Annotated in this window: 20 protein-coding genes; 7 read left to right on the top strand and 13 right to left on the bottom strand. The window is 74.5% G+C overall.

Annotated features, from left to right (window positions below):
• Nucleotides 1-72 precede the first annotated feature (72 nt).
• The 3 genes from ngcE to AC6JBM_RS30885 are packed head-to-tail and all read left to right on the top strand — an operon-like array spanning nucleotide 73 to nucleotide 3201.
• Nucleotides 73-1479: an N-acetylglucosamine/diacetylchitobiose ABC transporter substrate-binding protein gene (gene ngcE / locus AC6JBM_RS30895; RefSeq protein ID WP_497977547.1), complete on the top strand. Its 1407-nt coding sequence runs from the start codon at nucleotides 73-75 to the stop codon at nucleotides 1477-1479.
• 2 nt (nucleotides 1480-1481) lie between these two features.
• A complete protein-coding gene (locus AC6JBM_RS30890; RefSeq protein ID WP_497977546.1) occupies nucleotides 1482-2363 on the top strand; it encodes a carbohydrate ABC transporter permease in 882 nt (293 codons plus the stop codon).
• A 1-nt stretch (nucleotide 2364) separates the two neighbouring features.
• Entirely contained in the window at nucleotides 2365-3201 is an 837-nt protein-coding gene (locus AC6JBM_RS30885; protein WP_350609116.1) for a carbohydrate ABC transporter permease, read from the top strand.
• Here AC6JBM_RS30885 and AC6JBM_RS30880 read toward each other — a convergent pair.
• Genes AC6JBM_RS30880 through AC6JBM_RS30870 form a run of 3 tightly spaced genes read right to left on the bottom strand, consistent with a single transcriptional unit; the run spans nucleotide 3194 to nucleotide 6609 of the window.
• Nucleotides 3194-4396 carry an NAD(P)/FAD-dependent oxidoreductase gene (locus AC6JBM_RS30880; RefSeq protein WP_497977545.1) on the bottom strand — a complete coding sequence of 401 codons (1203 nt, stop codon included), beginning with the start codon at nucleotides 4394-4396 and terminating at the stop codon, nucleotides 3194-3196. The two genes, AC6JBM_RS30885 and AC6JBM_RS30880, sit on opposite strands and share 8 nt — an antisense overlap.
• Nucleotides 4397-4405: 9 nt before the next feature.
• Nucleotides 4406-5710: a glycoside hydrolase family 16 protein gene (locus tag AC6JBM_RS30875; protein ID WP_497977544.1), complete on the bottom strand. Its 1305-nt coding sequence runs from the start codon at nucleotides 5708-5710 to the stop codon at nucleotides 4406-4408.
• A gap of 11 nt (nucleotides 5711-5721) precedes the next feature.
• Nucleotides 5722-6609: an EamA family transporter gene (locus AC6JBM_RS30870; protein WP_497977543.1), complete on the bottom strand. Its 888-nt coding sequence runs from the start codon at nucleotides 6607-6609 to the stop codon at nucleotides 5722-5724.
• A 56-nt stretch (nucleotides 6610-6665) separates the two neighbouring features.
• Here AC6JBM_RS30870 and AC6JBM_RS30865 point away from each other — a divergent pair, with 56 nt between their 5' ends.
• Nucleotides 6666-7151, top strand: a complete 486-nt coding sequence (locus tag AC6JBM_RS30865) for a MarR family winged helix-turn-helix transcriptional regulator (RefSeq protein WP_497977542.1) — start codon at nucleotides 6666-6668, stop codon at nucleotides 7149-7151.
• A 20-nt stretch (nucleotides 7152-7171) separates the two neighbouring features.
• On the opposite strand, the gene AC6JBM_RS30860 is transcribed toward AC6JBM_RS30865, so the two are convergent.
• From AC6JBM_RS30860 to AC6JBM_RS30845, 4 genes are all read right to left on the bottom strand, one after another.
• Nucleotides 7172-7951, bottom strand: a complete 780-nt coding sequence (locus AC6JBM_RS30860) for a methyltransferase domain-containing protein (protein ID WP_497977541.1) — start codon at nucleotides 7949-7951, stop codon at nucleotides 7172-7174.
• 51 nt (nucleotides 7952-8002) lie between these two features.
• Nucleotides 8003-8557: a phosphonate degradation HD-domain oxygenase gene (locus AC6JBM_RS30855; protein WP_497977540.1), complete on the bottom strand. Its 555-nt coding sequence runs from the start codon at nucleotides 8555-8557 to the stop codon at nucleotides 8003-8005.
• A 99-nt stretch (nucleotides 8558-8656) separates the two neighbouring features.
• Complete coding sequence (locus tag AC6JBM_RS30850; protein WP_497977539.1) at nucleotides 8657-9163, bottom strand: hypothetical protein; 507 nt, start codon at nucleotides 9161-9163, stop codon at nucleotides 8657-8659.
• Between the two features lie 2 nt (nucleotides 9164-9165).
• On the bottom strand, nucleotides 9166-10830 hold the full coding sequence (locus tag AC6JBM_RS30845) for an Hsp70 family protein (RefSeq protein WP_497977538.1): 1665 nt from the start codon (nucleotides 10828-10830) through the stop codon (nucleotides 9166-9168).
• A gap of 116 nt (nucleotides 10831-10946) precedes the next feature.
• On the opposite strand from AC6JBM_RS30845, the gene AC6JBM_RS30840 reads away from it, so the two are divergent.
• The 3 genes from AC6JBM_RS30840 (at nucleotide 10947) to AC6JBM_RS30830 (ending at nucleotide 18493) form a co-directional block, all read left to right on the top strand.
• Complete coding sequence (locus tag AC6JBM_RS30840) at nucleotides 10947-13943, top strand: FtsX-like permease family protein (protein ID WP_497977537.1); 2997 nt, start codon at nucleotides 10947-10949, stop codon at nucleotides 13941-13943.
• On the top strand, nucleotides 13940-16966 hold the full coding sequence (locus AC6JBM_RS30835; protein WP_497977536.1) for an FtsX-like permease family protein: 3027 nt from the start codon (nucleotides 13940-13942) through the stop codon (nucleotides 16964-16966). The genes AC6JBM_RS30840 and AC6JBM_RS30835 overlap by 4 nt, the downstream gene beginning before the upstream one ends.
• Before the next feature lie 1077 nt (nucleotides 16967-18043).
• Nucleotides 18044-18493, top strand: coding sequence for a hypothetical protein (locus AC6JBM_RS30830; RefSeq protein WP_497977535.1), 450 nt, complete (start codon nucleotides 18044-18046; stop codon nucleotides 18491-18493).
• Between the two features lie 430 nt (nucleotides 18494-18923).
• Here the strand turns inward: AC6JBM_RS30830 and AC6JBM_RS30825 are convergent, their stop codons facing one another.
• The 6 genes from AC6JBM_RS30825 to AC6JBM_RS30800 are packed head-to-tail and all read right to left on the bottom strand — an operon-like array spanning nucleotide 18924 to nucleotide 25269.
• A complete protein-coding gene (locus AC6JBM_RS30825; RefSeq protein ID WP_497977534.1) occupies nucleotides 18924-19994 on the bottom strand; it encodes an endonuclease/exonuclease/phosphatase family protein in 1071 nt (356 codons plus the stop codon).
• Nucleotides 19991-21007 carry a glycosyltransferase family 2 protein gene (locus tag AC6JBM_RS30820; RefSeq protein WP_497977533.1) on the bottom strand — a complete coding sequence of 339 codons (1017 nt, stop codon included), beginning with the start codon at nucleotides 21005-21007 and terminating at the stop codon, nucleotides 19991-19993. Before AC6JBM_RS30820 ends, AC6JBM_RS30825 begins: the two co-directional genes overlap by 4 nt.
• Entirely contained in the window at nucleotides 21004-22020 is a 1017-nt protein-coding gene (locus AC6JBM_RS30815) for a glycosyltransferase family 2 protein (RefSeq protein ID WP_497977532.1), read from the bottom strand. The genes AC6JBM_RS30820 and AC6JBM_RS30815 overlap by 4 nt, the downstream gene beginning before the upstream one ends.
• A complete protein-coding gene (locus AC6JBM_RS30810; protein ID WP_497977531.1) occupies nucleotides 22017-22955 on the bottom strand; it encodes a UbiA prenyltransferase family protein in 939 nt (312 codons plus the stop codon). Before AC6JBM_RS30810 ends, AC6JBM_RS30815 begins: the two co-directional genes overlap by 4 nt.
• Nucleotides 22955-23965 (bottom strand): NAD-dependent epimerase/dehydratase family protein, encoded by a 1011-nt coding sequence (locus tag AC6JBM_RS30805; protein ID WP_497977530.1) that lies wholly within the window; start codon nucleotides 23963-23965, stop codon nucleotides 22955-22957. Before AC6JBM_RS30805 ends, AC6JBM_RS30810 begins: the two co-directional genes overlap by 1 nt.
• The gene (locus tag AC6JBM_RS30800; RefSeq protein ID WP_497986555.1) at nucleotides 23959-25269 is read right to left on the bottom strand and encodes an aspartate aminotransferase family protein; all 1311 of its coding nucleotides are present in this window, start codon (nucleotides 25267-25269) and stop codon (nucleotides 23959-23961) included. Before AC6JBM_RS30800 ends, AC6JBM_RS30805 begins: the two co-directional genes overlap by 7 nt.
• Between the last annotated feature and the right edge of the window lie 10 nt (nucleotides 25270-25279).

The raw sequence follows: 25279 nt of genomic DNA, 5'->3' as shown, positions 1-25279 counted from the left end.
TCTACCGCCCCTTGCAAGTTTGGTTGGAAACCTTCATTGTCATCGACAGACGTCCCTTGCGAAGGAGCGGCGATGAGTCTTCTTTCCCGGCGGGCCCTGCTCGGCTCGAGCGCCCTGGCCGCCGCCTCGGCCACCCTGGGCGCGTGCGCGCTGTCCGGCGGCGACGACAAGCCCTCCAGCACCGAGCAGGGCGCGAAGGACGCCGCGAACCCGCTCGGCGTCAAGGAGGACGCGCCGCTGGAGGTCGTCATCTTCAACGGCGGCTTCGGCGAGGACTACGCCAAGGCGCACGAGGCGATGTACACCGAGAAGTACCCGAAGGCGCAGATCAAGCACTCGGCGACCCAGCAGATCGGGCAGACGCTGCAGCCCCGCTTCGTCGACGGCAGCCCGCCCGACGTCATCGACAACTCCGGCGCCGGCCAGATCGACTTCAACGGCCTCGTCTCGCAGGGCGCCCTGGCCGACCTCGGGCCGATGCTGGACGCGCCCAGCATCGACGACCCGGCCAAGAAGGTGCGCGACACGCTCCTGCCCGGCTCGCTGCTGCCCGGCACCTACGACGGCAAGACGATGGCGCTCAATTACACCTACACCGTCTACGGGATCTGGTACTCCGCCAAGCTCATGAACGACAAGGGGTGGCAGTACCCGAAGACGTGGGACGAGATGATCGCCCTGTGCAAGACCATCAAGGCCGCCGGCATCTCGCCCTGGACCTATCAGGGCAAGCATCCGCGGTACATGTCGTGGCCGATCCTGTCCGCCGCGGCGAAGCTGGCCGGCCAGGACGTGCTCGTGGCCATCGACAACCTCGAGCCCAACGCGTGGAAGCACGAGGCGATCCTCGCCGCCGCGGACGCCTACTCGCAGCTGGCGGTCGACGGCTACATCATGCCCGGCTCGGAGGGGCTCGACCACATCCAGTCGCAGACCGAGTGGTGCAAGGGCAAGGCCGTGTTCATCTCGTGCGGCTCCTGGCTGGAGAGCGAGCAGAAGGCCGTCACGCCGCCCGACTTCCAGATGACCGTCGCGCCGACGCCGAGCCTGTCCGCCTCCGACAAGCTGCCGTTCGAGGCGCTGCGCGGCACGACCGGCGAGCCGTTCATCGTGCCGGCCAAGGCGAAGAACCTCGCGGGCGGGCTGGAGTACCTGCGCGTCATGCTGTCGAAGAAGGGCGCGATCGACTTCACCAACCGGGTCGCGAGCCTCACCTGCGTCGCCGGGCTCGACCAGGGCGTGAACCTGCCGCCCGGGCTGGCGTCGGTCACCAGGGCGCTCAAGGCCTCCGGCGACAAGGGCTTCAACTGGGTGTACAACTCCTACTACCGCAAGCTGGAGCGCGAGCTCGTCGACGCCGCGTGCGGGGCGCTGTTCACCAAGCAGATCAACGCCAAGCAGTTCGTCGAGCAGTGCCAGAAGGGCGCGGACGCGATCGCGAAGGACGACTCCATCAAGAAGTACAAGCGGAGCAGCTGAGGATGCGCCACGGTCGGCGCCTGTTCGCCATCACGTTCCTGATGCCCGCCGTGGCGGTCTACGCCGTCTTCGTCGTCTCGCCCTACCTGCAGGCGTTCCAGGTCTCCACGACCAACTGGCGCGGCCTGAGCCCGACGTGGGACTACGTCGGGACCGGCAACTTCACGCGGCTGCTGTCGGACGAGTACTTCTGGAACGCCCTGCGGCACAACGCCGTCCTGCTCGCCGTGCTCCCCGTCGCCACCATCGTGCTGGGCCTCTTCTTCGCGTCCATGCTCAACATCCACGGCGTGCGGTTCGGCGCCGTGTACCGCATCGTGTACTTCTTCCCGCAGGTGCTCTCGGTGGCCATCATCGGCGTGCTCTGGCGCGAGATGTACGCCCCGAACGGCGGCCTCGTCAACGGCTTCCTGCGCGCCGTCGGGCTCGGCTCGCTCGCCCGCACCTGGCTCGGCGACCCCGACGTGGCCTTCTGGGCGGTGCTCGTCGTGATGGTGTGGAGCAACGTCGGCTTCTACGTGGTGCTCTTCGGCGCCGCGATGTCCTCGATCCCGCGCGAGATCTACGAGGCCGTCATGCTCGACGGCGCGAGCCGCTTCACCACCCTGTGGCGGATCACCGTGCCGCTGCTGTGGGACACGATTCAGGTGGCGTGGGTGTACCTCGCCATCATCGCCCTGGACGGATTCGCCCTCGTGCAGATCATCACCAACGGGGGCCCCGGGTTCAGCACGGACGTCGTGGGACTGCGGCTCTACAACACCGCCTTCGGCGACGCCAAGTTCGGCTACGCCTCCGCGATCGGCGTCGCGATGTTCTTCGTGACGCTCTCGGTCGCGATCGCGTCCCTGCGCCTGACCCGCCGCGAACGCATCGAGTACTGACGTGCGCCCCCGCCTCGGCAACGCCTTCTCCCACGTCTTCCTCTTCGGCTGGGCGCTGCTGACCACCTTCCCGCTGCTGTGGGCGGTGGTCAGCTCCTTCAAGAGCGACGACGAGATCCTGTCCGACGCCTGGAGCCTGCCCTCGTCGCTGCGCTTCTCGAACTGGGCGCGCGCCTGGAACGAGGCCCACATGGGCCGCTACTTCCTCAACAGCACCATCGTGGTGGCCGGCGCCCTGGCCCTGACCATGCTGCTGGGCGCCATGGCCGCCTACGTCCTGGCCCGCTACGAGCTGCGCGGCATGCGCGTCGTCTACTACGCCTTCGCCGGCGGCATGGTCTTCCCGGTGTTCCTGGCCCTGGTGCCGCTCTTCTTCGTGGTCAAGAACCTGGGCCTGCTCGGCACCCTGCCCGGCCTGATCCTCGTCTACACCGCCTACTCGCTGCCGTTCACGGTGTTCTTCCTGACCGCGTTCTTCCGCACCCTGCCGACGGCGGTGGCCGAGGCGGCCCTCGTGGACGGCTGCTCGCACTGGAGCCTGTTCTTCCGCATCATGCTGCCGATGGCCCGGCCGGGGCTGATCAGCGTGGGCATCTTCAACTTCCTGACGCAGTGGAACCAGTACATCTTCCCGATCGTGCTGCTGCAGGGCGAGGGCAGCGAGAAGCGCTGGGTCCTGGCCCAGGGCCTCACCGCCCTGGCCGTGAACGAGGGCTACGCGGGCGACTTCGGGGGCCTGTTCGCGGGCATGACCATCGCGATGCTGCCGGTGCTGCTGCTCTATCTGGTCTTCCAGCGCCAGGTCCAGTCCGGCCTCACCGCCGGCCACCTCAAATAGCGGCTCCCGCGGCGCCGGACATGATGCGGGCGAGGTTGTCCGGGGCGAAGTACTCCGGGATCGGCGTGCTGCCCTGCATGACGCCGAAGAAGCGGGTCGACTCCGCGGGGCTGGCCGCGATCGTGGCGAACAGCGCGGCCATCTCCGGGCTCGGGGGCTCCATCGACGCCAGCTGGCAGGTCAGCTGGAGGGCCGGCAGGAAACGGCGGTCGCGTTCCTGCGCGTAGGACTGCACGGCCGCGTCCAGGCCGCCGCCGGAGAGTCCACTGTGGATCGCGTCGGCGAGCAGCTGCGCGCACACGAAGGCGTCCGTGATGCCCGCGGCCATCACCGGGTCCTTGTGGTAGCCCGCGTCGCCCACCAGGGCCCAGCCCGGGCCCGCCGGCGTGCGGAAGAAGTTCGGCACGTCGGCGGTCGCGTGCATGCGGCCGACCCGTTCCGCGGCGGCGACCCGGGCGGCCACGGACGGTACCCGCGAGATGGCCTTGGCGTAGTGGGCCTCCACGTCGGTGCGGAAGTCGTGGAACTGCGCGCTCGGGCACGCCACGAACACGCAGGTCGCGTCGTCGTTGGTCGGGAAGAGCACCACCGCGCGGTCGCCCAGCTGGTAGATCTCGGCGTTGTCGCGGGGGAGGAGGCCGCGGTAGTAGGCGTAGTAGCACGCGGTCAGCGACGGGGTGTCGTGGTACGTCCCGGCACCCGCCTCGCGGGCCACCACCGAGCGCAGGCCGTCCGCGCCGATGACGATCCGGGCGTGCTCCTCGAAGCCGTCACCGCGGACCCCGGTGACGCGGCCGGACTCGTCGCGCAGCAGGCCCTCGACGGTCACGCCCTCCCGCACCTCGGCCCCGGCCGAGCGGGCGGCGTCCAGGAGGATGGCGTCGAGGACGGTGCGGCGCACGCAGTACGGGTGCGCGGCGCCGTCCGAGGGCGGCGGCGGGGCGCTGATGACAAATGGGCCGAAGTCCATGGTGAACCGCGAGAGCCGCGGGGCGCCCGCGTTCGCGACGGCGTCGTGCAGGCCCCAGCCGCGCAGCAGTGCCATCCCCGGCACGTGCACGAGGTGCGTCGAGATGACGTCGCTCGGGAATGTGGCCCGGTCCAGCAGGAGCACCCGGTGGCCGGCCCGGGCGAGCAGCATGGCGGTCGGGGAGCCGGCGACGCGCGCGCCGACGACGATGGCATCGAAGCTCACGGTGCGACCCTATCGCCACCAGTGCACGGAATCGACGTACATCGTCTGCGGAAATGGCGTCGAGGACGGCGGGGTGCCGGGCCAGCGGCCGCCGACGGCCACGTTCAGCAGGAGGTAGGCGGGGCGCTCGAACACCCACGCCTGCTTCGCGCCGAGGTCTTCGCGGCGCAGGGTGGCCTGCACGACGCCGTCGACCGACCACTGCAGGACGCCGGGCCACCACTCCAGGCCGTACCGATGCATGCCCTTCTCGGGCCCACCGGCCGGCTTCGCGGCGAACGGGCGCTCCCAGCCGCGCTCGGAGCCGTCGGGCCCGTGGAAGGTGCCGTGCACGACGCCCGGCTCGCCGGCGCCCAGCGACTCCATCAGGTCGATCTCGCCGGCCTGGGGCCAGCCGGTGGTGGCGACGTCCGCGCCGAGCATCCAGAACGCGGGGAGCAGGCCCTTGCCCGGGGGCACCTGCAGCACGCCCTCGATCCGGCCGTACCGCCCCTCGAACGCGCTCCTGATGCGGACCGACGTGTACTTCCCGCCGTCGTGGCGCGCGGTGACGGCCAGCCGCCCGTCGCCGGTGAGCGCGCCGTTCCCCGGATCCTGGGTGTACTCCTGCAACTCCCCGTTGCCCCACCCCCCGCCGCCGAGCTCGTGCCGCCAGCCCGGCAGCAGCGCGGTGCCGGCCGCCCCGTCGAACTCCTCGGTGAGGTCGGCGTGCAGGGCGTCGGTGCCGGTGCGCGCCATGGTGGCGGTGACGGCCGCGACCCCGGCGAGGTGGTGCAGCGCGCCGACCGTGAGCCGGGCCGCGTCGCCGGTGACGGGGACGAGCACGACGGCGTGGCGCACCCGCCCGGCGCCGGTGCCGGCGAGCTGGACCTCGCGCGCGTCGCCGCCGGGCAGCGTCACGGTCACCGACGCCTCCGGGGCCGCGCCGCGCTCGGGGGCCGAGAGCGAGAGGGTCACGGCATAGGTGCCCGGCTCCGGCACCGGGAGCGTGAACGTCGGCGTGCCGCTGCGGGTGTACCGGTACGGCGCCGGACTCCCCGCGCCGAGCGCCCTGGGCGCGTTGCCGCCCGCGACGACCCCGGCGTCGGGGTCCCACGCGTTGCCGGCCGCGTCGGTGACGCCCTCGGGCGCGGCGGTCCAGCGGTGCGTCCAGCCGACCCCGGCGGTGATCTGCGTCGAGGAGGTCCGCGTGAGCACCCGCCCCGGCCGGTCGCCGCCCCCGCGGGGCAGGACGAGCGCCGCCGCCCCGGCCAGCGCGACGACGACGAGCGCGGCGATCCCGGCCCGTCGGGCCCGCGGGCGCAGCGACACCATGCGCACCAAGGCTACGGCGCGGCGGCGGCCCGCAGCGCGGTTGTCGGCTTGCCGACCTTGCCGGCGCCGGTGCCGATCAGCACCGCGACCAGCACGATCACGGCCCCGGCGAGCTGCCCGGCCGACAGCGACTGGCCGAGCGCGAGCCACCCGGCGGCGGCCGCGACGACGGGGCTGAGCAGGCTGAACAGGGTCACCTGGGCGGGCTGGAGGGTCGTCACGCCGCGGAACCACAGCAGGTAGGCCCCGGCGGTGCCGATCAGCGACAGGTACCCGAATCCGGCCGCGTTCACCCAGCTCAGGGCGGGCGGGAGCCCCTCGATGAGCAGGGCCGCGGGGGCGAGCAGGAGGCCGCCGACGGTGAGCTGCCAGCCGGTCAGGGCGATCAGCGCGGTCCGGCGATCGCCCTCGGGCGCTCCCCAGCGCCGGCCGAGGACCGTCCCGAGGGACATGGACACCATGCCGCCCGCGGCCGCCGCGAGGCCGATCGGGTCCAGTGCCGTCGCGGAGCGCAGGACCAGCAGCGCGACGCCGAGCACGCCCGCGGCTCCGGCCGCGAGCACCGTGCGGGAGGGGCGGCTGCCGAGCAGCCCGAACGCGAGCGCGGCGACCACGAACGGGCCGAGCGCGCCGAGGACGGCCGCGACGCCTCCGGGGAGCCGGTACGCGGCCACGAACAGCAGCGCGAAGAACAGCCCGATGTTGAGCGTGCCGAGCACCAGCGAGCGCCACCACCAGGCGCCCTTCGGCAGCGCGCGGGCCGCGGCGATGAGCAGCAGCCCGGCGGGCAGGGCGCGCAGGGTGCCGGCCAGCAGCGGCCGGCCGGGCGGGAGGAGCTCGGTGGTGACCAGGTACGTGGTCCCCCACAGCGCGGGGGCGATGGCCGTAAGGTTCCTCATGACTAAGTAGCTTACAACTAAGCTACTTAGACGCAAGGGGGTGCTAGAGTTCCGGCATGGACGACGTCGACCGGATCGTGGCCCAGTGGGGGCGGGAGCGGCCCGAGCTGCAGACCGACGCGATGGCCGTGTTCGGGCGGATCTATCGCCTGGCCCGGGTGGTCGGGGACCGGCAGGAGCAGGTGTACTCCGGCCTCGGCATCAACCGCGGCGAGTTCGACGTGCTCGCCACCCTGCGCCGGGCCGGGGAGCCGTTCCAGCTGTCCCCGAAGGCGTTGAGCGCGTCGCTGATGCTGACCACGGGCGGGATGACGGGCCGGCTCGACCGCCTCGAGCGGGCCGGCCTGGTGACCCGCTCCCCGGATCCGGCCGACCGGCGCGGCCTCGTGATCACGCTGACCGGCCGCGGCCGCGAGGTCATCGACGAGGCGGTCGGCATCGGGCTGGACGCGCAGCGCGAGGTGCTGGAGCGCCTGCCCGAGGCGAGCCGCAAGCGCCTGGCGGCCCTCCTGCGCGACCTGCTCGCCGCCGCCGAGGCCTGACCTCCCGCCGGGCCGCGGGGTCACACGGTCGCGGTCGCCACCCACATCGTCAGCGTCGCCAGGAAGTCGCCGCGCTCGCCCGCCTCGCCCAGCGCGCCGAACCAGTCCTCGCGCAGGTCGTCCGGGATCAGGCCGGTGTCGGCCGGCACCATCGGGTTGACCATCGGCAGCACGGCCGCGGCGGCGAGGGGGTCGGGGAAGTACAGCGCGACCGGCACCGCGCTCACCTCGCGCAGCCCCGCGCCCAGCAGCCGCCGCCGCAGGGTGCGGCCCATGTCGAGGTGCTGGCCGACCACGGTCGCGAGCAGGTGCTCGCGGACCCGGGCGACCAGCGGCCGGGGCAGCCCGTCGACGGCGACCGACTCCCAGTCGGTGTCGACGAGGCACACGCGCCCGCCGGCCCGGGTGACGCGGGCCAGCTCCGCCACGGCGACGTCGGGCTCGGCCAGGTGCTGCAGGACCCGCTCGCAGCGCACCGCGTCGAACCAGCGATCGGGGAAGTCCAGGGCGGTCACGTCGCCCTGGGTGTACCGCACGCTGGTCCCCTCGTCGCGGGCGACCGCCGCGGCGATCGCGGCGGCGGAGGCGTCGAGCGCCACGATCGCGCCGCTGCCGCACAGCCGGGTCGCGAGCAGCCGCGCGACCTCGCCGGTCCCGGCCCCGGCGTCGAGGATGCGCTGCCCCGGCTCGAGGTGCAGCGCGGCGAACGCGACCTCGCGCACGCGCTGGATCTCGGGGTTCGCGGCCATCTGGTCCAGCGCCCCGATGAGCCGCCCACGGGGATCCGGATCGTTCGCCATCCCGCCAGTCTGGCCCGGCGACGCGCCGCCTGGCTGCCCGGAATCCGATCGTCAATCCGACATCAGGCGGACAAGCAGGCCGCGGTACCACCGCAACGGCGCCACGCCCGCCCCCGGCTCCTTGGCGAGCTCGTCCCACCGGCGCAGCCGCACGGCGTCGCCGGAGTACTCGAGCGCGGCGAACCGCGCCGCTTCCTGCGCCGTCATCGGCCCCCCCTGCACGCCGAGCGTGAACTTCGAGGCGTCGGAGAGCCGGTCGTGGTACCCGGGCTCGACCGCGCACAGGTACCGCTTCGCCGCCACGTGCAGCCGCACCGGCTCGCACACCGCGGGCCCGAACCACCGCGCGAGCCAGTCGGCCCCGGTGTCGCTGTGCCGGTTGTCCCGCCCCCGCATCAGATCCGCCCCGGTGAGCACCCCGTGGAAGTGCCCGACGTCGTGCAGCAGCGCGGCGGCGACGAGGGCTTCGGGGGCGTCGTCCCGCACGGCCAGGGCCGCGGCCTGCAGCATGTGCTCGGCCTGGGTGACGGGCTCGCCGAGATAGTCGCGCGCGCCCTCGCCCTCGAAGAGCGCCTGGATCTCGTCGACCGCCGCGTCGGTGTTCATGCGGCCGATCCTCCCGGGCGCGGGTGAACCGCCGCTGAACACCCGGCTTCCCCTGCTCCCGCGGTGGCCGCCGCGCCCGCGGTGGCCCCGCTCGGCCCGCTATGCCCCGGCGGTTCGTTTCCAGCGCAGTCCGACGATCAGGGCCAGCGCGCCCGCTACCGCGTGGCCGAGCGCCCACGCCAGCTCCCGGCCGGTGGAGGCACTGCCCTGGACCACCACGTAGATCGCCCCGGCCAGCAGCGCGCAGCCCGGCACGACGGCGAGGACGGCGGCCAGGCGGTCCAGGACGGGCGGCCCGGGCCGGCGCAGGCGGTAGCCCCGGATCGCCGCGGCCAGGACGAGCCCGAGCGCCATCAGCCAGCCGAAGCGCAGCGCCTGGATGCCGGTCGTCGCGACCGCGGTGACGATCGCGGCGAAGGCCACGGCAGCCAGCCCGCGGATCTCCGCGCCGTCGCCGGGCAGCTTCGGCAGGGGCGCGTCGTCGTCGGCCTCGGCCGTCTGCGGGCGGGCGGTCCGGGTCGCCCAGACCGCGATCGCGGTGGCGCCGAGCACGAGGAGGGCACCGGAGGCCGCGCGCGCGGAGAGGAAGGCCGTGTAGTCGAGCATCGTCACATCACCATCAGATAGCGGTAGGCCGCGAGCGCGAACGTCAGCGCGCCGATCGCGACGGCGACCCAGTCGACGGCCCGGGGTCCTCGGCGGCGCAGCCTCACGGCCCGCCAGACGACGGCGAGCCCGATCCCGCTGCCGGCGATGAGCTTGAAGCCGGTCACCTCGCCGAGCGCGGTCGGCGAGAGCAGCAGCAGGGCCGTGAACGCGCCGGCGACCAAGGCGAACAGTTCCTGGAAACTCGTGCCGACACCGCCCTTCCCCCGCACCACCCGCATCGGTTCGGGAGCCGCTTTCGGTTCACGCCCCGGCATGTCGGGCCAGAGCCGCTCGTCGACCGGCGGGGCGGCCGGCTGCGGCGCGACGGAGGCGACCGGCGCACCGACGCCCACCGGCGGCGCGGAGATCGGCGCGGCTGTGACCGGTGGGGCGTTGAACGGTGCGGCCGTGACCGGTGGGGCGGAGATCGGCGTGGCTGTGACCGGTGGGGCGGAGATCGGCGCGGCCGTGACCGGCGGCGCGGTGAACGGGGGTGCGGCGGCCGCGATCGGCGCGCTGGTGACCACGGGTGCGGCGGCGACCGGGCTGTCGGCGGGCATCGTGGCCAGGTGCAGGGCGCCCTCGGCGACGACCAGCTGCGGCTCCTCCAGCACCGTCGGGGCGAGGCCCGTGGCGCGGTGCAGCATGGTGGCGATCAGGGGCGTGCGGGTACCGCCGCCGACGAGGAACCACCCGGCGACCGCATCCGGCCGGACCCGGGCCTCCTTGAGCGTGGTCAGGGCCACCTGCACGGTGCGGGCGAGGACCGGCTCGGCCGCGGCGTCGAACTGCTGCCGCGTGAAGAGCACCTCCTGGTCCGCCACCGGGATGAACATGCTCGCCGAGGACTCCCGCGACAGCGTCTCGCGCAGGTGCCGGGCGTCGGTCCACAGCATCGTGACGTGGCGCAGGTCGCTGGCCGACTGCGGCGCCGTGAGCCGGGTCCAGGTGCCGGGCGCGGCCGGTTCGACGACCGTGCGGGCGTGCGCGACGACCAGCGCGTCGAGGTCGAGGCCGCCGACGTCGTCGAGGCCGCGGCAGGCCAGGTCCCGGAATCCGTCGGCGGTGCGCTGCACCACGCTGGCGTCGAACGTCCCGGCCCCGAGGTCATAGACGACGACGCATTGACCCGGCTGTACCGCATGACCGAGAACGGCCGCGAAGTAGGTGGCGGCCGCGACGGGCTCGGCGACCAGGGCCGGCACCGGGAGCCCGGCCAGCGCGGCGGCGTCGAGCAGCACCTGGCGGCGGGCCGAGCCCCAGGTCGCGGGGCAGGTCATGGTCAGCGTCGCGGGCGGGCCGCCGAGGGTGCGCAGCGCCTCCGCGCGCACGCGGATCAGGGCCGCCGCCACCAGCTCGGGCACCGGCACGGCGCGGTCGCCGAGCAGCACCTCGAGGTCGTCGATGCGGCGCTTGGGGTTCGGCTCGTAGCGGGCCGGGTCGAGGCGCGCGGCGTGCTCCGCGTCGCGGCCGACGAGCAGGCGCCCGGCGTCGTTGCGGAACACCGCCGACGGCAGCAGCGGCGAGGAGTCGAACAGCAGCGGGCGCACCTTGCCGCCGGGATGGCGCAGTACGGCCACGGTGCTCGACGTTCCGTAGTCGATTGCGAGCGCGGCGTCCTGCACGCCGCGAAGCATAGGGATGCCATGCGGCACACGGCGATCGGTCGATCGGCTCGCGAAAACTGTCGGACCCGCCGCGTAAGGTGCCCATTGCGATCGACCCCGAAAGGAGGCCCGCCGTGCTCGGATTGGTGCTCAGCGCGCTACGGGCGCGCGCCGCGCAGGCGTGGGCCGTGTTCGTCCTCGCCGTGCTGCTCGTGACCGCGGCCGCCGCCGGGCCGTGGTTCGCCGCCGGGGCCGAGCGCCGGGCCGCCGCGGCCGACGTCGCCGCCGCGCCCGCGGAGGAGCGCACGATCTCCGTGCGCCGCCAGACCAACGCGGACGGCGATCCGCGCTCGGCGCTGGCCGCCTACCGCGACACCGTCGAGCGGCTGCTGCCCGGAACCGGTCGCCTCGGCGTCACCGCGAACATGCTGCTGGACGGCGCCGACTCCACGCCCAGGGTCTCGGTGGCCCACCGCGACGACGTCTGCGAGCACCTCCGGCTCGACGGGCGCTGCCCGCAGGCCGCGGGCGAGGTGCTGGTGAGCGTCGCCACCGCCGACGCGCTCGGGCTGCACACCGGCGACGCGCTCACGCTGCGCAACCAGCCGCGGGCGAAGCCGGTGCCGGTGACCGTCGTCGGGCGCTACGAGCTCGCGGACCCCGGCGGCGTCTACTGGGGCGACTCGCTGTTCCGGGCCGACGCCGGCGGGCTCGACCCGCTGTTCACCGCCGTCGACACGTTCGAGAGCCCGCAGCTGGCCGGGCCGGTGTTCGCCTACACCGCGGAGCTGCCCGAGTCCGCGTTCACCGACCCCGGCTCCCCGGCCGGCGACCGGCTGCGGGCGGCCGACTTCGCGCTGAGCCGCGGCGGGATGACGCTCGTCGCGCCCGGGCAGCGACTCGTCGACCGGATCGCCGCCGACCGGGCCGCGATCCGGGGCGGGGCGCTCGCCGGGACGCTCGGCACCGTGGTGCTGTGCTGGTTCGCGCTCGCCCTCGCCGGCCGGCAGACCGCGCGCGAACGGCGCGGGGACGCGGCGCTGCTGCAGCTGCGCGGCGGAACCCGGCGGCGGGCGCTGCGGCTGGGGGTGGGGCAGCTGGCCGTACCGTTGCTGGCCGCCCTGCCGATCGGGCTCGCGCTCGGGTGGCTCGCCGGGCGCCTGCTCGGCGGGCCCGCGGCCGGGCTCGCGCCGCCGTTCGACGGGGCGCTCGGGCCGTGGCTGCCGGCCGGGCTCGCCGCCGTCGCCGGGGTGCTCGGCGGGCTGGCCGCGCTCGCCGCCGGGGAGCTGGCGGTGCTGCGGGCGCCGGTGGAGGGGTTGCTGCGGAGGGTGCCGTCGCCGGGAAGGGCGCGCCGGGCCGCCGTCGACGTGGTCCTCGTCGTGCTCGCCGGGTTCGCCGCCGCCCAGCTGTGGGGGACCGGGCTGCGCACCGCCGTGCCGCTGCTCGTCGCGGTCGTCGTCGCCGTGGTCGCCGCCCGGATGCTCGCCACCGCCGCCTCCCGGGCCGGGGCGGGCGCGCTGCGGGCGGGGCGGCTGCGGGCCGGGTTCGCCGCCGTCGCGCTGTCCCGCCAGCCCGGCGCCGACCGGCTGATGGCCCTCGTCGCGGTCGCGGTCGCCGGCCTGTGCGCCGCGACCGGGGGCTGGCTCGCCGGGTTCGACGCCCGCGACGCGCGCGCCGCGCAGGAGCTCGGGGCGCCGCGGGTGCTCACCGTCCGGGCCGCCAACCCGACCGCCCTGCTCGACGCCGTCCGCCGCGCCGACCCCGGCGGGCGGGAGGCGATGGCGGCCGTCGTCGACGCGGCCGCGACCCCGCCCGTCGTCGCCGTCGACGCCGCCCGGCTGCCGGCGGTGGCGGCGTGGCGCCCGCAGTGGGGACCCCGGCCCGCGCTCGTCCCGCCCGGCACCGGCGCCGACGCGCCCGCGGTCACCGGCGGCCGGCTCGTGCTGCGCGCCCGCAACGACGGCGCCGAGCCGGTCCGGCTCGCCGTCGCGGTGCAGAACACCGTCACCGGCCGGTCGGCCAAGCTCACCCTCGGCCCCGTCGACCCCGGCGAGCACGAGGCCGCCGCCGACGTCGCCGGCTGCGCCGAGGGCTGCCGGGTGGTCAGCCTCGACCTGCTCCAGCCGCGGCCCGCGAACGCCGGCGACGATCCGCCGAAGGCCGGGCCCGACACCCCGCCCAGCGACGTCGCCGCGGCCGTGCTCACCATCACCGAGCTGCGCCAGGAGGCCCCGGCCGGGCGCGTGCTCGACGCGGCGTTCCTCGGCGACCCGCGGCAGTGGCGCACCGGCGCCAAGGGCCCCGCGATGCAGGTCAGCGCCCGGCAGGGGGCGCTCACGCTCACGCTGCCCGACGTGGCCTGGAACTTCGACGACCGGGTCTACGTGATGGCCGCCGGGCTGCCGCTGCCCGCCGTCCTCGCCGGTGAGGTCCCGGGCCCGTGGCGCCTCGGCGACCCCATGCTCGAGCTCTTCGGCGGCGGCGCCGTGCCCGTCCACGTCGCCGGGACCGCGCCGATGCTGCCCGTCGTCGGGGGCTCCGGCGTCCTCGTCGACCTCGACGCCGCCCAGCGCCTCGGCGCCGGCGGGTCCTCGGCCGGCACCTATCAGGTGTGGCTCGCCACCGGGGCCGGGGCCGGCGTCGAGGACCGGCTCCGCGCCGCCGGGCTGACGATCCTCGGCGCCGACGACACCGGGGCGCGGGCGGCCCGGTTCGCCGCCCGCGGGCCCGCCGTGGCCGAGCGCTACCGGCTCTTCGCCGCCGTCCTCGGGCTGCTCGCCGCGGCCGCCGCCCTCGCCGTCGCGGTCGCCGCCGAGCGCCGCCAGCGCGGCGCCGACCTGCGGGCCCTGCGCGTGCAGGGGCTCGCCGCGCGCACCGCCGCGACGGCGGGCCGGGCCGGGTCCGGCGCCATCGTCGTCGCCGGGGTGCTGGCCGGTCTGCTCGCCGCGATCGTGGCGCGCTTCGCGTCCGGGCCGCCGTTGCCGTACTTCGCCGACGGCTGGAACCCGCCCGACCCACCGGAGCCGTTGCCGCCGCTGCCCCTGCTCGCGACCGCCGCCGCGGCCCTGCTCCTGCTCGCCCTCGTCTGGCGCGCCGTCACCGCCGGACGCGCCGAAGGGAAGACCCGATGATCTCGCTGCTGCTGTCGATGCTGCGGGCCCGGCGCGGCCAGGCGCTCGTGCTGGCGCTACTGTCGCTGTTCGCGGTCGCGGCGGCCGTCGCCGCCCCGGCCTACCTGCAGGCCGTCGACCGCTCCGTCGTCGCCGGGCAGGTGGAGACGGCCGCGGCGCGGGAGCGCTCGCTGAGCATCACCGCCACCGTCAACGCCCGCGACGCGGACGGGTTCGACTTCACCGACGTCGCCGGCGGCCTCGTGAATCTGCCCGGGTTCGACCAGGTCTACGGCGCCGACTTCCCCGCGGTCGGCATCGAGCCGGAGAAGGTGCGGGCGTCGCGGGTGACCTACCGCCAGGACGCCTGCGCCCACCTGACCATCGTCGCCGGGCGCTGCCTGGCCGGGGCCGGCGACGTGGTCCTCGGCGAGCAGACCGCGGCGCGGCTGGGGCTCGGCCCCGGCGACCCGATCACGCTGACGTTCGCGGCCCTCGGCGGCAGCAACTCCCAGCCGACCTACGTCGCCGACGGCACCCCGGCCCGGCTCACGGTCGCCGGCACCTACCGGCCCGCGAACCCGGCCGAGGCCTACTGGGGCGGCCACGGGTATTTCGACCTCGACACCGCCGGCCGGCCCGGCGAGCCGGTCTTCACCGGCGCCGCGACCATGGCCGCGATGGACCACGGCACCACCGCGATGTCCGTCGACGTGACCGCCGGACCCGCCGCCCTCACCGCCGACGGGCTGCCCGACACCCGCCGCCGCCTCGCTGAGCTGAAGTCCCGCGCCACCCAGCTCGGCCAGGGACTCGTCGTCACCACCGAGCTGCCCCGGCTGTTCGCGCGCATCGACGCCAGCCAGGAGCTGGCCCGCCACAGCGTCCCGGCCGGCGCCGCCCCGCTGCTGCTGCTCGCCTACGCGGTGCTGTTCATCGCCGCCGACTACGCCACCACCGGGCGCCGCCCCGAGCTCGCCGTCGTCGCGCTGCGCGGCACCCGCTGGTGGACCCGCTGGTGGCTGACCCTCGGCGAGGGGCTGGCGGCGATCCTGCTCGGCGGGCTGGCCGGCTGCGTCGCCGGGCAGCTGCTCGTCGCCGCCCTCGTCGCCTGGCGCTTCCCCGGCGTCGGGGCGCCGGTGTTCACCGTGGACGCGCTGCGGTATGCGCCGGCCGCCCTCCTCGGCGCCATCGCGGCCGCGCTCGTGGCCCAGCGCCGGCACCTGGCCGCGCCGGTCGCCGGGCTGCTGCGGCGCATCTCCCGCCGCGCCGCCGGCTGGCGGGTGCGCACCGGCGAGGCCGTCGTCGCCGTGCTCGCCGCCGCCGCGACCGCCCAGCTGTTCCTCACCGGCGGCTCGCTCACCGGCGTCGCGATCGTCGCGCCCGCCCTGGTGATCCTCGCGCTCGCGCTGCTCACCGCCCGGGCCGTCACGCCGCTGGCCCGGCTCGCCGGCACCCGGGCGCTGCGCCGGGGCCGGCTCACCACCGCGCTCGCCGCATTCCAGCTGTCCCGCCGGCCCGGGGCGCAGCGGCTCATCCTGCTGCTCGTGGCGGCCGTGGGCGTGCTCGGCTACGCCGTGACCGCCACCGACCTCGCGGCCCGCGACCGGGACCTCGCCGCGCAGATCTCCACCGGCGCGCCCCGGGTGCTCACCGTCGCCTCCGTCGGCGGCGAGCAGCTGCTGCAGGCCGTGCGGGCCGCGGACCCCTCGGGCGCCTACGCGATGGCCGTCGTCGGGCTGCCCGCGGGCCGCCCCGGCGAGGCGCCGCGCCTCGCCGTCGACACCACCCGGCTCGCGGCCGCGTCCACCTGGCTCGGCGCCTACGGCGACACCGACCCGGCCCGCCTCGCCGAGCGCCTGCGCCCGCCCGTGCGCGACGCCGGGCTGACCATCCCCGGCCAGGACCTCGCCATCGACGCGACCGTCACCGGCGCCCGCCCCGACAACCCGGTCGCGCTGAAGCTCGTGCTCGCCGGCCGGCACGGCCGCGCCAACGTCGACCTCGGCGCCGTGCACAACGGCGCCGGCACCTACCAGCAGCGCGTCAGCGACTGCGCGGACGGCTGCCGGCTCGTGGGAGTGCACCTCACGAACCTGGAGCCGGCCGCGACCGCGACCCGCCTCACCGTCGTGCTCAACGCCGTGCGCACCATCAACCCGGCCCGCACCGCGGCCACCGGCGCCCAGCTCGCCGACCTGGCCCGCTGGCGCTCCGCCGACGCGACACTCACCGCCGCGCCCGACGGCCTGCGCATCGGCGTCGACGCCCCCGACGGGCTGCCGCACGGGGCATGGGTGCAGCCGGCGGAGGTCCCGCTCCCGCTCCCCGTCGCCGCCACCGCCACCGCCAGGTCCATCTCCGGCCTCGACGGCCTCGACATCCCGGTGACCGTCGCCGCGCACCTCGACGCCGTCCCCCGGCTCGGCCTCGACGGGACCATCGTCGACCTCGAATACGCCGAGCGCCTCAGCACCGACTCCGGCCTCGCCCGCGACCCCGAGGTCTGGCTCGGCCCGGCCGCCCCGCCCGACGTCCTGAACCGCCTCGCCGCCCAGGGCCTCGTCATCGTCGGCGACACGGGCATCGCCGACGCGCGGGCCCGCCTGGCCGCGCAGGGCCCGGCCCTGTCACTGTGGTTCCACGTGCTGGCGGGCGCGCTCGCGGTCCTGCTCGCCGCGGGCGGCCTGGCGCTGGTCATCGCCGTGGACCGCCGCGACCGGCGCGCCGACCTGGCCGCCCTGCGCGCCCAGGGCCTGCCCCGGCGCGCGGCGGCGCGGGTCGCGCTGTGGACCTACCCGGCCCTGGTGCTCGCGGCCGCGCCGCCGGGCCTGGCCACGGCCCTGATCGCGTGGCGCCTGACGGGCTGGGCGCTGCCCGTGTTCGGCGAACCGATGCCGGCGCTGCCCCTGCCACACTGGCCCACGGGCCCGGCCGTGCCACTGGCGTGGCTGCTGACCCTGCTGCTGCTGGTCACGGTGGCGGCCTCGACGGCCCGCGCCACGACGCCCCCGCCCCGCCGCCCGCGCCCCGCGACGAACTGACCCACGCCGCTCGCCACTTCGCCGGCGAACTGACCCGCGCCGCTCGCCACTTCGCCTGCGCCGTACCGCCCACGGGCCCCGCGCTGCCCGCCGGCGTGGCTGCTGACCCTGCTGTCCAGCGTGGCGGCGTCGACCACTCGGGCCACACGTCCCAGCTTCGCCCCCGCCCCGCCCGCCGCCCCGCGCCGCGCCGCGCCGCGCTGTCCCGCGCCGCGCCGCGCTGTCCCGCGCCGCGCCGCGCCGTCCCGCGCCGCGCCGTCCCGTGCCGCGCCGTCCCGTGCCGCGCTGTCCCACGTCGTGCCGTGCCGCGCTGTCCCGCGGTGTGCAAGCCGTGCCGTCCCACGGCGTGTCGTTCCGTGCCGTCCCGCGAACGCGTCACCGACGATCGCCTGCCGCTGAAGGCGACCATGCCGACAACACCGTGCCGCGTTCGCAACGAGCCGCCGGTGGACGCGGGTCGGCCGCGTCAAAGGCCGCTGGTGAATATTATTCCAAAATGTTCACAATGTGCGTGGCGGCCTGGTCGGTGATCGTGGCTTCGGTCGCATTCTGGGATAATTCTTGGTATGGGGCAGATGCAGTTGTTCAGCTCGCGTGAATTGGCTGCTATGCGGGATCGGACGAAAGCGCGAAACTGGTGGCCGGAAAAGGACGAGTTCCGGAAGGAGACGCAGCGGCGGCGTGACTGGGGATTGGCGCGACGGCACGCGGAGAAGCTGCGCCGAATCCACGATGCCGCACCATCGGCACCCTCATCACCAGCGCGAATGCCGCATCAATCGGTGGGCGAGCGCCCCGGTCCGACCGGTGCTGCGGCGGCACCGCCTCCCAGCCTGCGCCCCGGAGAAAGCGTTCCGACAAAGCCGGCGTCCGATCCCGCCGAAAATCTTGACCACCACGCCGCAGTGATACCTGCGAGGATACCCGAACATTCGCATCGAGCCGCCGAGAAAAGCCGCGCCCGCGTCTGCGTAAAATTTTGCGTCGCGATTCTGCCTAGTCGCAATCCCGCCGGCCACCCGTTCACGGGAAGTTGGACCCGAGCCGCCGGTGCCGGCCCTGGCGGCGTCCGGCCGGATGGCCGAGTTTTGGCTGGCTCGCCTTGCGGTGGAGGAGTGCGTCACGAGGGCTGTGTGTGCGGCCCTTTTCAGGTTGATTGTTGCCGAGGCGGTCGGGAACGCCGGGTCGTCGTTGAGGCTGGTGGTGGATCTGGCGGCGTTCGGCCGGATGGTGAGGTTGTGGCTGGCTCGCCTCGCGGTGGAGGGGAGCATGACCTGGGCCGTGTTCGTCGGCGTGCACGCGATCCTCCTCGGTCGACGGTGGCCGAGGCGGTCGGAAACGCTCGGCCGTCACCGAGGCCGGTGGGATTCGCTCGGCGTGGGCGCGCTTGGTGTGAACCGGCGTGATGTGCCGCTGCCTGAGGCAAGCCCTGTGCGTCGTGGCGATCTGGGTGGCTGGCTGGGAGTGTCACACCGACCGGCTACCGGCGTCGGCGGGATCTGCTCGGCGTGGGCGTGCTTGGTGTGAACCGGCGTGATGTGCCGCGCGCGCGGGCCGGTCACCGGCGTCGGCGGGATCTGCTCGGCGTGGGCGCGTTCGGTGTGAACCGGCGTGACGTGCCGCGCGCACGCGGGTCGGCTACCGAGGCCGGCGGGATCCGCTCGGCGTGGGCGCGCTTGGTGCGAACCGGCGTGATGTGCCATGCGCGCGCGGGCCGGCTACGGGCGCCGGCGGGATCTGCTCGGCGTGGACGCGTTCGGCGTGATGTGCCGCTGTCCGAGGCAAGTTCTGTGCGTCGTGGCGATCTGGGTGGCTGGCCGGGAGTGTCGCACCGACCGGCTACCGGCGTCGGTGGGATCTGCTCGGCGTGGGCGCGCTTGGTGTGAACCGGCGTGATGTGCCGCTGTCCGAGGCAAGCCCTGTGCGTCGTGGCGATCTGGGTGGCCGGCCGGGAGTGTCACACCGAGATGCGCAGGATTTGGAAGCTGTGGTCGGACTGGCCGTCGGTGCGACCGAACTCGTAGGAGTGTACGCGTACGTCCGAGGTGGTGTACGCCCAGTCCAGGCGCCACCAGCGGGGCAGGCCGTCGCGGTCGCGCCAGGAGGCGGGGTAGAGCGATGGTAGCAGCGCGCCCGCGTCGTGCAGGCGGGGCGGGATCTTGCGCAGGTCGCCCATGGCCGGGGAGGTGTTGAAGTCGCCCGCCACCAGGATCGGGTTCGCGTTCGCGGACACGTCGGCGGCCAGGGCGCGCAGCTGTGGCTCGCGCTGGGCGTGCTGGTCGCGGACCGTGCGCCAGAAGGCGCGGTCGAACACGCTCAGGCCGGGGGAGAGCTGGACCGGCAGGTGCAGGTTGTAGACCGACAGGACGTGGCCGGAACCCAAATCTACGTCCGTGCGCAGGATCTTGTCGCGCACGAACTCGGCCACCCAGCCGGTGTCGGTCAGGGGGACGTCGGCCGGCAGCGGGTACGTGCGCAGGATCGGCAGCCGCGACACCGTCACCAGCTCGCCCGCGATCGCGATGTGGTAGCCGGGGAACGCCGCCCGCAGGCGCTCGAGGTCGTGGACGGGCGTGGGGATGTCGCCGTCGTTGAGGTACTCCTGCAGCAGGTAGACGTCGGCGTGCTGGCGCTGCAGGAACGGGTAGAAGGGGCCGCCGTCGCTGTCCCAGTACTCGGTGTTCCAGCTGAACACGGTCAGCGCGCCGGGCGGGGGCGTGGTGGGCGACGTCCACAGGGCCGGCACGTTCCAGCCCGAGATGAACACGCCGGGGATCAGGGCGGCCAGGCTCAGCAGGGCCACCGGGCGGCGGAGCCGGCGGAAGGGGGCCGCCCCGGCCGCGAGCACGACCGGGACGGCGGTGAACACCAGGGGCGGGACGATGTCGGGGACGAGCCAGAGCCACCACCGTCCACTGAGGACGAGGTGGGCGAGCACGAAGGCCGGCCACAGGGCCACCACGAACGGCAGCACGGGCCGGGATCGGGCGGCGACCGGCGCCGGGGCGGGGTCGAGGACGGTCGTCACGCCGTGGCCTCGGCCGGGAAGGTGCGGTCGTAGAGGCGGCGGAACGCGCGCGAGCCGAGCCACTGCACGGCCCCGGCCGCGACCCCCGCGGTGATGGTGACGTTGACGAGGAAGTGCACGGCCGCGAAGAGGCCGAGGAACGCGGGGCCGTTGCGCCGCAGGACGAACGCGTACATGCCGGCGTCGCAGGCGAGCGAGAGCACGAGCAGGGCCGCCGGGAGCAGCACGAGGAACGGGCTCAGCAGCGCCAGGGGGAGGGTGACGAGGGACGCGGCGGCGGCGAGGCTGCCCCACGCGCGGGACTGGGTCTCGAAGCCGGACGCGAAGCGCCGCGCGCGCAGGTAGAGCGGCACCCGCAGGCGGCCGCGGTGGAAGAGCTTGCGCAGCAGGCCCCGCAGCGCGTGGTCGTGGTCGTGGCGGCCGCGGACCTCGGCGGTGAGCACCATCCGCCAGCGGCGGGTGAGGCGGTAGCCGTAGTCGACCTCCTCGGTCTGGCGCAGGTCCGGGTTGAACGGGCCGACGTCGTCGAAGACGTCGCGGCGCAGCGCGCACAGGGCCGGGAAGAGGAACGTGATGTCGCCCTCGGCCGTGATCGACCAGTAGTGGTACTGCAGCCCGCGGTAGCGCGCCGTGATGGTGTCGTGCAGCAGCGGCTCCGGGTCCTCGATGCCGCACACGCACCCGATCGCCGGGTCGGAGCCGAGGATGCGCACGGCGGTCGCGACGGCGTCGGGGGCGAGGCTGACGTCGGAGTCGACGAAGTACAGGATCTCGCCCCTGCTCGCGGCGACGCCGACGTTGCGGGCATTGCCGCAGCCGCCGTTGGCGCCGGTGCTGAGCACCCGCACGCCCAGGCCCTCGGCGACGGCGACGGAGTCGTCGGTGGAGCAGTCGTCGACGACGAGCACCTCGAGGTTGGGGTACGTCTGGTCCAGCACCGAGCGCAGGCAGAGATCGAGGGACTCGGCGTAGTTGTAGTTCGGCACGATGACCGAGACGAGGGGCTCGCTCATCGCGCCAGCTCCGGCACCTCGTACAGGTTGCGGAAGCGGCCCGACCAGAGCCAGGCGAGCACGCCCGCGATGGCCGCGGCCGCGATCACGAGGTTCAGCAGGAAGTGCATCGTCACGAAGTACAGCAGGAAGACCGGTGATCGCAACCGCGCCACGAACCGGTGCATCGGCAGGTCCCCGGCCACGAACAGCGCCAGGAACGCGGCCGGCACCAGCCACAGCACCGGGCCGAGCAGCACCGGCAGCGCGACCGACAGCACCGCGAGCAGCGCGGCGATGCTCACCCAGGCGCGCGGGCCGCTGGTGATGCCGCCCGGGAACGTGGGCTTGCGGATGAACATCGGGATGTGCAGGGCGGTGCGCACGAACACCTTGCGCACCAGCGTCGCGAGGTCGTGGTCGTGGTCGTGCACGCCGCGGACGCGGGGGGAGAGCCAGATCTCGTACCGCTGGGCGAGCCGCCGGCCGTAGTCCGCGTTCTCGGTCTCGCGCAGCCGCGGGTTGAACGGGCCGATCTCCCGGAACACGCCGGCCGGGATCGCCAGCAGCGCCGTGTACAGGGTGGTGATGCGCCCCTCGTCGGCGATGAGCCAGTACGACTGCTGCAGGCACCGGTACTCCTCCAGCAGGCTGTCGCGGATGAGCGGCACCGGGTCGTAGTTGCCGCACACGGCGCCGATCGCCGGGTCCGAGCGCAGCAGCTCCACGGCGTTGGCCACGGCGTCGGGCTTGGCGGCGACGTCGGAGTCGACGAAGAACAGGATCTCGCCGCTCGCGTGTTCGGCGCCGAGGTTGCGCGCGGCCGCCGGCCCGCCGTTGCGCGGGGTGCGCAGCACGCGGAACCCGAACCCGGCCGCGACCGCGGGGGAGTCGTCGGTGGAGCAGTCGTCGACGACGATCACCTCGAGGTTCGGGTAGGTCTGGTCGCGCAACGCCTGCAGGCACAGCGGCAGGGCGCCCGCGTAGTTGTAGTTCGGCACGATGACCGAGACGAGTGGGAGGGCGAGAGTCATGGTCCCATCCAGGTCAGCAGGGTCGGGTGGTGGTGCACGGTGATGGCGGCGGCGAGCACGAGGCCGACGACGCAGGCGCTGGCCACGATCAGCCGGTCGTGCAGGACGGCCCGGACCGGGTCGCCGCCGGCCCGGTGGACGTGGATCGCCTGCAGGTACCGGAACGCCGCGAAGAGCCCGGCGGGCGCGGCGACGGCGAGCACCGCCTGCCGGTAGGGGTCGACGGGCGCGTCGGTGGCCAGGTACAGCAGGAACGCGCCGGCGGTGAGCGCGAGGTTGAGCCCGAGCAGCTGGTCGGTGAGCGGCAGCGTGTACCCGGCCAGGGCGGGGCGGTGCTCGGGCCCGGCGGTGCCGAGCTCGTGGCGGCGCTTGCCGAGCACGAGCACGAGGCAGCCGGTGAACACGGCGCTGAGCAGGGGCAGGGACACGGGGGCGCCGACCGCGCCGTAGCCGTACAGCACCCGCAGGACGAACCCGGAGGCCACGACGCAGATGTCCAGCGGCGCGGCGTGCTTGAGCCAGCGGCTGTAGGCGACGTTGACGAGCAGGTAGGCCGCGACCGGCCACGCCGGCACGGGCGGGCCGATCAGCAGCAGGCTGCCCAGCAGTACCGCCACCAGAGCCCCGAACCCGGCCGCCACCGGTACCGAGATCCGCCCGGCGGCGATCGGCCGGTGCCGCTTGGTCGGATGCAGCCGGTCGGCGCGGCGGTCGCTGATGTCGTTGCCGATGTAGACGAGCACGGCGGCGCACGTGAACACGGCGACCGCCCAGCCCGCCCTGGCCGCTCCGGCCCAGGTCGGGCCGGCGTCGAGCAGGGCCAGCGGGACGGCGAGGAGGTTCTTGGCCCACTGGCGCGGGCGGGCGAGCCGCACCAGCTGCCCGGCCAGCGCGGGCGCGGCGGGCAGGTCGACGGCGGCCCCTTCGGCGGACATCAGAAGAAGACCCTCGCGGCGGACAGGGCTCCCTGCCGCCACGGGTCCCGGCTGGTGCGGCCCTTGGACGTGAGCGTCTTCTGCGTGCGCCACCACGCGTAGGTGGCCAGGATGGCGTCGCGGTTCGACTGGCGCGGCTGGAAGCCGAGGCGTTCCCGGGCCCGGTCGATGCTCACGTACGAGTCCGCCATGAGCTTGTGCAGCAGCCGCCCGTACACCGGGGAAAGTTTCATGCTCTGCAGGCCCTTCAGCGCCAGCAGCGCCGGGCGGGCGGGCACGGACACGACCCGCTTGCCGTGCCCGGCCGCGTCGAGCACCGCCTGGAAGTCCTCGCGCAGCGTCCCGAACTCGGCGGCGGCGAGGTTGTACGTGTCGTTCGCGGCGTCCGCCGGGGCGCCGAGCACGGTCACCACCGCGTCGACGAGGTCCTCGACGGCGAACATCTGGATGCGCACGTCGCCGCGGCCCAGCACCGGGAAGTTGCGCCCCTCCTCGGCCCACTCGAACAGCATCGCGAACAGCCCCATCCGGCCCGGCCCGAGGAACGTCTTCGGGCGCAGGACGGCCAGGCACATCCCGCCGGCGCGATGGCGCTCGGCGACCTCCTCGGCCGCGACCTTCGCCCGGCTGTAGGTGTCGACGGGGCTGCGCGGGTACGACTCCGGCGTCGGCACGACCGTGGGCAGCCCGTAGACGGCCGTCGAGGACACGTGCACGACCCGCGGCACGCGGGCGGCCGCCGCCGCGTCCAGGACGTTGGTGGTGCCGCCGACGATGATCGAGCGGATCTCGTCGGCCGGGTAGCTGGGCAGGGCCGCGGCGCAGTGCACGAGCGCGTCGGCGCCGCCGGCCGCCGCGGCCATGGCGGCCGGGTCGCGCACGTCGCCGACGAGCGTGACGGTCGGGGCGGGCCGCAGGTCCACCCCGCGCACGTCGTGGCCGTCGGCGCGCAGCCGCTCCACGAGCCGGGACCCGAGCATGCCGGCGGCGCCGGTGACGACGGTTACCACAGGTTTCCGACCTTCTGCGCGATGAACCGGGTCACCAGGCGCGTGAGCCCCTGACCGAGCACCTCGCCGAGCGCGTCGACGCCGCGCTGGACGTCGTCGAGGTCGGTGACCAGCGACGGGCCGAGCACCAGCGGGTTCAGTCCGTTGAGCGTGTAGTAGGCGAAGATGTCGTGGTCGCGGTACAGCGCGTTGATCACCGCGCACGTGATGAGCTTCGTCTTGAACCGGGGGTCCTTGTTCATCCCGCCGGGCGCGAGCCTCGCCACGAGGTCCAGCAGCGCCGGGCCGCCGTCGATGAACACGCCCCACAGCGCGCCCGCCCCGGCGACGTGGCTCACCGCGTCGGGGTACTGCTTCGCCAGCCGCTGCAGCCCCGGCTCGAGAACCCGCCCGATCGCGCGCGCCCGGGCGGGGTAGTCGTCCTCGACCACGACGTTGATCGCCTCGATCGCGGTCGCGCACTCCTCGCCGAAGCCGTAGTACGTCGTGCTGGTCGACTGCAGCAGGGCGTCGCCGAGATTGTCGTAGGCCTTGCGGAAGATCTTCTCCCGGGCGACGAACGCGGAGATCGACGACTTGCCGCCGCCGAACGCCTTCGAGGTGGTGAGCACGTCCGGGATGAGTCCGTCGTACCGCATGAAATAGAACAGCTCGCCGGTCTTTCCCCAGCCGGTGTAGATCTCGTCGAAGATCAGCACGATCTCGTGCTCGGTGCACAGCCGGCGTACCTCGCGCAGGAACCCCTCGTCGCACCACGACATCGTCGAGGCGCTGAACGGCTCGACGATCAGCGCGTAGACGTCGCCGGGGTGCTCGCGAATCGCGGCCCGCACCGAATCGACGTCGCCGTAGGTGAATGTCGCGATTCCCGGGATTGTCGGGAAATCGAAGTGCGGCTGCCCGGTCAGCCCGCCGGAGCCGAGCAGTTTTCCGTGAAATCCGATATCCGCGCGCAGGATGGTGCCGCGCCGCCCGCCATGGTACTTGTACGCCAGCTTGACCGCGCCCTCCACCGCCTCGGCGCCCGAGTTCGGCAGAAAGGACATGTTCAGGTCGCCCGGCAGGAGCTGGGCGAGGTTGTGCCCGAGCGCGGCCAGATACGGCGAGAAGTAGGTCTTGTGCACCTCCATGCGCCGCTGCTCGGCGAAGTACCGCCGGGCGGCGAGAATGCGCGGGTGGTTGTGCCCGTGGTTGAGCACGCCGACGCCCCCGGTGAGGTCGAGGATGCGGCGGCCGTCACGCTGCTCGAGGTAGGCGCCCTCGGCCCGGTCGACCAATTCCCGGCCGAACCCGAACGACGTCATCAGGCTCACC

It is taken from the genome of Dactylosporangium thailandense (genome assembly GCF_059739745.1).
This window is presented reverse-complemented; position numbering and strand designations above follow the sequence as displayed.

Bases quoted from the DNA above. Each gene is read 5' to 3' on its own strand.
- AC6JBM_RS30835 (WP_497977536.1), top strand. From the start codon at position 13,940: ATGATCTCGCTGCTGCTGTCGATGCTGCGGGCCCGGCGCGGCCAGGCG.
- ngcE (WP_497977547.1), top strand. From the start codon at position 73: ATGAGTCTTCTTTCCCGGCGGGCCCTGCTCGGCTCGAGCGCCCTGGCC.
- AC6JBM_RS30810 (WP_497977531.1), bottom strand. From the start codon at position 22,955: ATGTCCGCCGAAGGGGCCGCCGTCGACCTGCCCGCCGCGCCCGCGCTG.
- AC6JBM_RS30865 (WP_497977542.1), top strand. From the start codon at position 6,666: ATGGACGACGTCGACCGGATCGTGGCCCAGTGGGGGCGGGAGCGGCCC.
- AC6JBM_RS30855 (WP_497977540.1), bottom strand. From the start codon at position 8,557: ATGAACACCGACGCGGCGGTCGACGAGATCCAGGCGCTCTTCGAGGGC.
- AC6JBM_RS30815 (WP_497977532.1), bottom strand. From the start codon at position 22,020: ATGACTCTCGCCCTCCCACTCGTCTCGGTCATCGTGCCGAACTACAAC.
- AC6JBM_RS30800 (WP_497986555.1), bottom strand. From the start codon at position 25,269: ATGACGTCGTTCGGGTTCGGCCGGGAATTGGTCGACCGGGCCGAGGGC.
- AC6JBM_RS30875 (WP_497977544.1), bottom strand. From the start codon at position 5,710: ATGGTGTCGCTGCGCCCGCGGGCCCGACGGGCCGGGATCGCCGCGCTC.
- AC6JBM_RS30890 (WP_497977546.1), top strand. From the start codon at position 1,482: ATGCGCCACGGTCGGCGCCTGTTCGCCATCACGTTCCTGATGCCCGCC.
- AC6JBM_RS30830 (WP_497977535.1), top strand. From the start codon at position 18,044: ATGGCCGAGTTTTGGCTGGCTCGCCTTGCGGTGGAGGAGTGCGTCACG.
- AC6JBM_RS30860 (WP_497977541.1), bottom strand. From the start codon at position 7,951: ATGGCGAACGATCCGGATCCCCGTGGGCGGCTCATCGGGGCGCTGGAC.
- AC6JBM_RS30820 (WP_497977533.1), bottom strand. From the start codon at position 21,007: ATGAGCGAGCCCCTCGTCTCGGTCATCGTGCCGAACTACAACTACGCC.
- AC6JBM_RS30850 (WP_497977539.1), bottom strand. From the start codon at position 9,163: ATGCTCGACTACACGGCCTTCCTCTCCGCGCGCGCGGCCTCCGGTGCC.
- AC6JBM_RS30870 (WP_497977543.1), bottom strand. From the start codon at position 6,609: ATGAGGAACCTTACGGCCATCGCCCCCGCGCTGTGGGGGACCACGTAC.